General features: G+C 55.6%; 3 rRNA genes. All 3 read left to right on the top strand.

Going from position 1 to position 5571, the window contains the following annotated elements:
- Positions 1-184: 184 nt before the first annotated feature.
- The 3 genes from ACFVTX_RS18290 to rrf all read left to right on the top strand — a co-directional run bounded on the left by ACFVTX_RS18290 (position 185) and on the right by rrf (position 5570).
- A 16S ribosomal RNA gene (locus tag ACFVTX_RS18290) occupies positions 185-1711 on the top strand.
- Positions 1712-2162: 451 nt separating this feature from the next.
- A 23S ribosomal RNA gene (locus ACFVTX_RS18285) occupies positions 2163-5265 on the top strand.
- Positions 5266-5453: 188 nt separating this feature from the next.
- Positions 5454-5570, top strand: a 5S ribosomal RNA gene (rrf, locus tag ACFVTX_RS18280).
- The 16S, 23S and 5S rRNA genes sit together here, the layout of an rRNA operon.
- Position 5571 lies beyond the last annotated feature (1 nt).

Raw genomic sequence — 5571 nt, 5'->3', positions numbered from 1 at the left:
CGGGTGCGTCCGTTCCTTGAGAACTCAACAGCGTGCACTATGTTCAATGCCAATTTATTGAACCCCAACTGGTCCTTTTGGTCCGGTGGGATTCCTTTGATTGATGGACAATTTGATTTATACAAGTCAGTTGTTTCTCTGTCAGAGATTGAACTCCCTGGCACTTCGGTGTTGGGAACCATTTTTTTTGGAGAGTTTGATCCTGGCTCAGGACGAACGCTGGCGGCGTGCTTAACACATGCAAGTCGAACGATGAAGCTGGAGCTTGCTCTGGTGGATTAGTGGCGAACGGGTGAGTAACACGTGAGTAACCTGCCCTGAACTCTGGGATAAGCGTTGGAAACGACGTCTAATACCGGATAGGACCTTGGATCGCATGATCTGGGGTGGAAAGTTTTTCGGTTTGGGATGGACTCGCGGCCTATCAGCTTGTTGGTGAGGTAATGGCTCACCAAGGCGTCGACGGGTAGCCGGCCTGAGAGGGTGACCGGCCACACTGGGACTGAGACACGGCCCAGACTCCTACGGGAGGCAGCAGTGGGGAATATTGCACAATGGGCGCAAGCCTGATGCAGCAACGCCGCGTGCGGGATGACGGCCTTCGGGTTGTAAACCGCTTTTAGTAGGGAAGAAGGGCTTCGGCTTGACGGTACCTGCAGAAAAAGGACCGGCTAACTACGTGCCAGCAGCCGCGGTAATACGTAGGGTCCGAGCGTTGTCCGGAATTATTGGGCGTAAAGAGCTCGTAGGCGGTTTGTCGCGTCTGCTGTGAAAACTAGAGGCTCAACCTCTAGCCTGCAGTGGGTACGGGCAGACTTGAGTGCGGTAGGGGAGAATGGAATTCCTGGTGTAGCGGTGGAATGCGCAGATATCAGGAGGAACACCGATGGCGAAGGCAGTTCTCTGGGCCGTAACTGACGCTGAGGAGCGAAAGCGTGGGGAGCGAACAGGATTAGATACCCTGGTAGTCCACGCCGTAAACGTTGGGCGCTAGATGTGGGGACCTTTCCACGGTTTCCGTGTCGTAGCTAACGCATTAAGCGCCCCGCCTGGGGAGTACGGCCGCAAGGCTAAAACTCAAAGGAATTGACGGGGGCCCGCACAAGCGGCGGAGCATGCGGATTAATTCGATGCAACGCGAAGAACCTTACCAAGGCTTGACATACACGAGAACGGGCCAGAAATGGTCAACTCTTTGGACACTCGTGAACAGGTGGTGCATGGTTGTCGTCAGCTCGTGTCGTGAGATGTTGGGTTAAGTCCCGCAACGAGCGCAACCCTCGTCGCATGTTGCCAGCACGTAATGGTGGGAACTCATGTGAGACTGCCGGGGTCAACTCGGAGGAAGGTGGGGATGACGTCAAATCATCATGCCCCTTATGTCTTGGGCTTCACGCATGCTACAATGGCCGGTACAAAGGGCTGCGATGTCGTAAGGCGGAGCGAATCCCAAAAAGCCGGTCTCAGTTCGGATTGAGGTCTGCAACTCGACCTCATGAAGTCGGAGTCGCTAGTAATCGCAGATCAGCAACGCTGCGGTGAATACGTTCCCGGGCCTTGTACACACCGCCCGTCAAGTCATGAAAGTCGGTAACACCCGAAGCCGGTGGCCTAACCCTTGTGGAGGGAGCCGTCGAAGGTGGGATCGGTGATTAGGACTAAGTCGTAACAAGGTAGCCGTACCGGAAGGTGCGGCTGGATCACCTCCTTTCTAAGGAGCAACTCGGAAGCCTTCGGGTTTTCGCAGTGCAGGCCAGATCAGACCGAACGTGTCTGCTGGCTGCTCATGGGTGGAACATTGAACATAGGTGCTCGTCTGAATGGTTCAGACCTAGTACGCCTCACTTGTGGGGTTGGAACGGTGGGGGCCGGCCGGTCGGGTACGTTGCACGCTGTTGGGTCCTGAGGGACCGGACAACTCCAGGCTTTCGGGTTTGGGGGTGATGGTTTCTTCAGGCCTTCACGATGCCGATGGTTTTTGATTCGGCGGGTTGGGGGTTCTGGCCGTCTGTTGAGAACTACATAGTGGACGCGAGCATCTTAGAAGCAGCCTTCGGGCTGTTTCACAAAGATTTCGATGACATGGTCCTTCGGGGCTGTGTCTGACTAATCATTGGTCAATCTCGCACCTTCGGGTGCGCGATCGATTCAAACTCATGTGATTTCAAGTTTCTAAGAGCAAACGGTGGATGCCTTGGCATCTGGAGCCGAAGAAGGACGTCGTAATCTGCGATAAGCCTCGGGGAGCTGATAAACGAGCTGTGATCCGAGGATTTCCGAATGGGGAAACCCCGCCAGGCCCTTTGGGTGACCTGGTGACTCCCGCCTGAATATATAGGGCGGGTAGAGGGAACGTGGGGAAGTGAAACATCTCAGTACCCACAGGAAGAGAAAACAACCGTGATTCCGTAAGTAGTGGCGAGCGAACGCGGAAGAGGCTAAACCGGTCATGTGTGATACCCGGCAGGGGTTGCATGATCGGGGTTGTGGGACCTTTCGGACTGTACTGCCGTGCAGTCACGGTGACGCGTCAGGTATAGACGAACCGCATTGAAAGGCGGACCGGAGTGGGTGTGAGTCCCGTAGTCGAAATGCCTGGCCGGCCGGAGAGGTATCCCAAGTAGCGCGGGGCCCGAGAAATCCCGCGTGAATCTGTCAGGACCACCTGATAAGCCTAAATACTCCCAGATGACCGATAGCGGACAAGTACCGTGAGGGAAAGGTGAAAAGTACCCCGGGAGGGGAGTGAAATAGTACCTGAAACCGTTTGCTTACAAACCGTTGGAGCCTCCTTGTTGGGGTGACAGCGTGCCTTTTGAAGAATGAGCCTGCGAGTTAGTGATCTGTGGCGAGGTTAACCCGTGTGGGGTAGCCGTAGCGAAAGCGAGTCTGAATAGGGCGATTCAGTCGCAGGTCCTAGACCCGAAGCGAAGTGATCTATCCATGGCCAGGTTGAAGCGACGGTAAGACGTCGTGGAGGACCGAACCCACTTCAGTTGAAAATGGAGGGGATGAGCTGTGGATAGGGGTGAAAGGCCAATCAAACTTCGTGATAGCTGGTTCTCTCCGAAATGCATTTAGGTGCAGCGTTGCGTGTTTCTTGCCGGAGGTAGAGCTACTGGATGGCCGATGGGCCTCAACAGGTTACTGACGTCAGCCAAACTCCGAATGCCGGTAAGTGAGAGCGCAGCAGTGAGACGGTGGGGGATAAGCTTCATCGTCGAGAGGGAAACAACCCAGACCACCAACTAAGGTCCCTAAGCGCGTGCTAAGTGGGAAAGGATGTGGAGTTGCACAGACAACCAGGAGGTTGGCTTAGAAGCAGCCACCCTTGAAAGAGTGCGTAATAGCTCACTGGTCAAGTGATTCCGCGCCGACAATGTAACGGGGCTCAAGCACGCCACCGAAGTTGTGGCATTGACATTTGTGGTAGGCCTTCGTGGTCCAGCCGTGTTGATGGGTAGGAGAGCGTCGTGTGCCGGGTGAAGCGGCGGTGGAAACCAGCCGTGGACGGCACACGAGTGAGAATGCAGGCATGAGTAGCGAAAGACGGGTGAGAAACCCGTCCTCCGGAAGACCAAGGGTTCCAGGGTCAAGCTAATCTGCCCTGGGTAAGTCGGGACCTAAGGCGAGGCCGACAGGCGTAGTCGATGGACAACGGGTTGATATTCCCGTACCGGCGAAGAACCGCCCACATGAAATCAGGAGTGCTAAGCATCCCAAGACGCGTGGATCCCTTCGGGGACGATCGTGAGGCGGCATGCGACCCCATCTGGTGGAGTGAGCGTATTAACAGGTGTGACGCAGGAAGGTAGCCCAGCCCGGGCGATGGTTGACCCGGGGCAAGCGTGTAGGCCGAGCGATAGGCAAATCCGTCGCTCATCAAGGCTGAGACGCGATGCGGATGAAAAGTGGGTGATCCTATGCTGCCGAGAAAAGCATCGACGCGAGGTTCCAGCCGCCCGTACCCCAAACCGACTCAGGTGGTCAGGTAGAGAATACTAAGGAGATCGAGAGAATCGTGGTTAAGGAACTCGGCAAAATGCCCCCGTAACTTCGGGAGAAGGGGGGCCTGAGGCGTATTAGGACTTGCTCCGAAAGCGTTTGAAGGCCGCAGAGACCAGTGGGAAGCGACTGTTTACTAAAAACACAGGTCCGTGCCAAGTCGCAAGACGATGTATACGGACTGACGCCTGCCCGGTGCTGGAAGGTTAAGAGGACCGGTTAGCCGCAAGGCGAAGCTGAGAATTTAAGCCCCAGTAAACGGCGGTGGTAACTATAACCATCCTAAGGTAGCGAAATTCCTTGTCGGGTAAGTTCCGACCTGCACGAATGGCGTAACGACTTCCCAGCTGTCTCAACCGCGAACTCGGCGAAATTGCACTACGAGTAAAGATGCTCGTTACGCGCAGAAGGACGGAAAGACCCCGTGACCTTTACTACAGCTTGGTATTGGTGTTCGGTGTGGCTTGTGTAGGATAGGTGGGAGACTGTGAAGCTGGCACGCTAGTGTCGGTGGAGTCATTGTTGAAATACCACTCTGGTCACTCTGGATATCTAACTTCGAACCGTGATCCGGTTCAGGGACAGTGCCTGGTGGGTAGTTTAACTGGGGCGGTTGCCTCCCAAAAAGTAACGGAGGCGCCCAAAGGTTCCCTCAACCTGGTTGGCAATCAGGTGGCGAGTGTAAGTGCACAAGGGAGCTTGACTGTGAGACTGACAGGTCGAGCAGGGACGAAAGTCGGGACTAGTGATCCGGCAGTGGCTTGTGGAAGCGCTGTCGCTCAACGGATAAAAGGTACCTCGGGGATAACAGGCTGATCTTGCCCAAGAGTCCATATCGACGGCATGGTTTGGCACCTCGATGTCGGCTCGTCGCATCCTGGGGCTGGAGTAGGTCCCAAGGGTTGGGCTGTTCGCCCATTAAAGCGGTACGCGAGCTGGGTTTAGAACGTCGTGAGACAGTTCGGTCCCTATCCTCTGCGCGCGCAGGAAATTTGAGAGGATCTGACCCTAGTACGAGAGGACCGGGTTGGACGAACCTCTGGTGTGCCAGTTGTTCCGCCAGGAGCACCGCTGGTTAGCTACGTTCGGAATGGATAACCGCTGAAAGCATCTAAGCGGGAAGCCGGCCTCAAGATGAGATTTCCATCCCTTCGGGGGAGAGGCTCCCAGCCAGACGACTGGGTTGATAGGCCGGATGTGGAAGACAGGACTAAAGACTGTCGGAGCTGACCGGTACTAATAAGCCGATAACTTGATTATCACTACACTCACACGATTTGAACTCATTCAAGTAAAGGCCGTGTGCGTGGCCCAAGATGATTCTCGCGTCCACTCTGTGGTTCCCTTCAGACGGAACAAACACGTAATTCAACACGACCCCCACCACGGTGCGGGGTCACCCGAAACCACCAACCCCACACCCTGTGTGGACACGTTGGTCCTAGAGTTTCGGCGGCCATAGCGCGAGGGAAACGCCCGGACACATTCCGAACCCGGAAGCTAAGACTCGCAGCGCCGATGGTACTGCAGGGGGGACCCTGTGGGAGAGTAGGACACCGCCGGACA

It is taken from the genome of Agromyces sp. NPDC058136, from assembly GCF_042884375.1.
Taxonomy (GTDB): Bacteria; Actinomycetota; Actinomycetes; order Actinomycetales; family Microbacteriaceae; genus Agromyces.
This window is presented reverse-complemented; position numbering and strand designations above follow the sequence as displayed.